We start from the raw sequence: 3,124 nt of genomic DNA, 5'->3' as shown, positions 1-3,124 counted from the left end.
CAATAGGGAAGCAATGAAGCGGGAAGCCCCTTGTGAGAGCAAGGGGTAGTTCACCAAGAAATGCCTCCACTTCTAAAACAAGCTCATTACCTTTTCTCTCAAATTCTCTTCTGCTTTCATCATTATTAAATTTTAAGGTTTTTGATAGTTTTATAATTTTGTTTCCAATATTATCAGTTTTATCTGCAATATTATGTGATAACAGGCTAATTTCTAAATCTCTTATCTCATTTCCTTTTTTATTTAATTCTTTTATTTCGCTGTCAATGTCATTGATGTGGCTCTCATTTTTCCAAAAAGATACGAATTCTTTTAAATGATTTTTCAACATTATTTTTTCACGTTTCTCTAATTTCTTTTTTTCCAGGATACCAGGCCCAAATAAAAATGTCAATGTTGCTACAACTAATATAAGTGCAGTAATATAAATTTGTATGTTATTAACTGTCGGAATGTTCATATAATGTTTCTTCTCTCTTGGTTCTGTTTCTATACTTTGAATTGCTGTTCCATGTATCTTATTGAGTTGACCTCTTCTCTCGGTTCGTATATGTTCAGATGCTTGTCTTGTGAGACCGCTCGGAATGAATTCATATCAGTCACCTCAATGAAAAATAACTCTATGAGCATATAGATGATGGCAAAGCGGAGTGAAAGTAATACTAAAAAAAGAATCTCATCATTTTGCTTAACAAAAAGAAAAAAAAGGATTAATACTGCTTAAAGAGAACGGAAAGTACAGCGTTTCGAAGCCTTCATCTCTTTCTCATCAACTGGTTAATTGCGGCCACCAATGCTTCAACAGATGCCATTACAATATCCTCATTCGTTGCGCGCGCTGAAACGATCCTGCCCTTCTCATCCTCAACTCCGATGAGAACTTCTGCAAGTGCATCAGATCCGCCTGAAATGGCTTCTATCCTGAAATCGCGCAATTTGAATTTATACTCGCCAAGAATGCTTGTTACTGTATTTAGCGCAGCATCAACCGGCCCGACGCCGATATGAGCGCCAAGACGCTCCTGTCCGTTAACGATGGCTTTTACAGTCGCTGTCGGGGTTATAATGTTCCCTGTCATGACTGATACTTCTTTCAGGACTATAGCCTGTTCAGACTTTGATATATTACCCATTATGGATTCTGCAATAGAATAGAGATCAGCATCTGTGACACGTTTGCCTTTATCGCCAATATCCTTGATGCGTTTCATTATTTCATTCAATTGCTCATCATCAGGTTGCAGTCCTGCGAATTCAAGCGATTGTTTTACGGCATGTTTTCCTGCATGCTTCCCGAGCACAATGCGCCTTTTGTGCCCCACCATTTCCGGGGTCATGACGCCAGGCTCAAAGGTATCTGACCGTACGAGAACCCCGTGCGTATGTATGCCTGATTCATGGGCAAAAGCATTATCCCCGACAATAGGCATTGTCGGAGGCATCCTCACCTCTGTCAATCTTTCCACAAGATGAGATGTCTCAACAATATACTTTGTTTTGATATTGGTCTTTGCGCCATACAAAGCATGCAATCCCATTACAGTCTCAGCAAGGTCTGCATTTCCTGCACGCTCGCCAAGACCATTGACCGTGACCTGTACCTGGCTTGCTCCTGCTTCCACAGCCGAGAGGCTGTTTGCAACTGCAAGCCCGAAATCATTATGGCAGTGCACATCGATTGGGATTTTGACGTTCTTAGCTATTTCACCTATCAATTTATACATGGCAGATGGCACGATCACGCCCACTGTATCGGGCACGTTTATTATGTCACAATGCGCAGACTCCACGCCTTTATAAATATTGATCAAATAATCAGCATCCGTGCGGGTTGCATCCATGGCAGAGAACATGCATTTTGCTCCATGGTCTTTAATATATTCCACTGCATCAATTGCCATGCTGTAAACTTCGTCCCTGCTTTTCTTGATAGTTGATATCCTCTGGACATCGGAAGTAGAAACAAAAGTATGTACCATATCTACTCCACAATCAAGACAGGTATCAATATCGGATTTTATGACCCTTGCCAGTCCGCAGACCTTGAGGTTTAACCCGGCATCCACAATTTTCCTGACTGAAGCCTTTTCGCCCTCAGATGACATCGGGAAACCCGCCTCGATAATATCCACACCGAGTTTATCAAGCTGCCGGGCTATGAGAAGTTTTTCATCAAATGTAAGCGATACGCCCGGAGTCTGCTCCCCGTCACGCAGCGTAGTATCAAAAATGCTTATTTTCTTGTTCCTTAGCGATTCAATGGTGTAAAAGACGATCCCTCGCGTTTATCATGGTTATCAAGCTTCAATACCGTTTTATTGTATAAAGGCTTTTTCTAATAAGTCATGATAAAATATATGTTCTATGCTGTCTTACCAGTAAGATATGGAAACTATAACCATGAGTACAAAGGGGCAGATAGTGATACCTGCGAATATCAGAAAAAAGTACAGGCTTGAGAAAGGTGAAAAGCTCGTCATTATAGAGGAGGATGGTTATCTTAAAATTCTGCCCCCGACTGATCTTCGAACGCTTTGTGGATCATGGTCTGATCTTGATCCTAAAGCTGTGAGAAAGCAAATCGAAGATATGCGTAAAGAAGACAGGTATTAGATGAACACGATCTTGATCGATACGATGCATGTGGCTGACTTGCTCATCGATGATTCATATTTTGAACTTGCACAATCTATACATAATAAAAAAATAACTGGACTTGCTTCGGTGATCACGATAACCGAACTTATCAAGATACATGGCATGAAAGATAAAGAACGGATGCATGGTGATCTTGACAAATTGGTGACCTCCAATCTTATTTTTGTGGATGTGGACAGAACTATCGCTAAACATGCTGGAGAACTACACCTGAAATATGATATCCCAACAGCGGATTCGCTCATCGCAGCGACCGGAATAGTTGAGAATGTCAAATATATCCTGACAGATGATGACCATTTTAATTCTGTAAAGAATCTTATAAAACCAATTGACCTGAAAACTGCATTGAAACTTGGTAAATAATTTTACAATTCAGTTTGAAAAAAAACCACAGAGGGCGCAGAGATCACCCGTGACAAGAAGTTACATCATGTATTGCCAAGAGCTACCCCTTCCGTTTGGG

At 40.6% G+C, this 3,124-nt stretch carries 4 protein-coding genes; 2 read left to right on the top strand and 2 right to left on the bottom strand.

The features are described 5' to 3' along the window. Both CL181_RS01030 and CL181_RS01025 read right to left on the bottom strand, forming a co-directional pair. Positions 1-460, bottom strand: a 460-nt coding sequence (locus tag CL181_RS01030; RefSeq protein ID WP_141398750.1) for a hypothetical protein, incomplete at its 3' end; no start/stop codon positions are given. Between the two features lie 295 nt (positions 461-755). Further along, positions 756-2,276, bottom strand: a complete 1,521-nt coding sequence (locus CL181_RS01025) for a 2-isopropylmalate synthase (protein ID WP_097297386.1) — start codon at positions 2,274-2,276, stop codon at positions 756-758. Between the two features lie 109 nt (positions 2,277-2,385). Between CL181_RS01025 and CL181_RS01020 the strand changes: the two genes are divergently transcribed. Further along, positions 2,386-2,613, top strand: coding sequence for an AbrB/MazE/SpoVT family DNA-binding domain-containing protein (locus CL181_RS01020; protein ID WP_097297385.1), 228 nt, complete (start codon positions 2,386-2,388; stop codon positions 2,611-2,613). After that, the gene (locus CL181_RS01015) at positions 2,614-3,024 is read left to right on the top strand and encodes a PIN domain-containing protein (RefSeq protein WP_097297384.1); all 411 of its coding nucleotides are present in this window, start codon (positions 2,614-2,616) and stop codon (positions 3,022-3,024) included. Positions 3,025-3,124 lie beyond the last annotated feature (100 nt).

It is taken from the genome of Candidatus Methanoperedens sp. BLZ2 (assembly GCF_002487355.1).
Lineage (GTDB): Archaea > Halobacteriota > Methanosarcinia > Methanosarcinales > Methanoperedenaceae > Methanoperedens.
This window is presented reverse-complemented; position numbering and strand designations above follow the sequence as displayed.

Coding starts and splice junctions, on each gene's coding strand:
- CL181_RS01020 (WP_097297385.1), top strand. CDS start 2,386: ATGGAAACTATAACCATGAGTACAAAGGGGCAGATAGTGATACCTGCG.
- CL181_RS01015 (WP_097297384.1), top strand. CDS start 2,614: ATGAACACGATCTTGATCGATACGATGCATGTGGCTGACTTGCTCATC.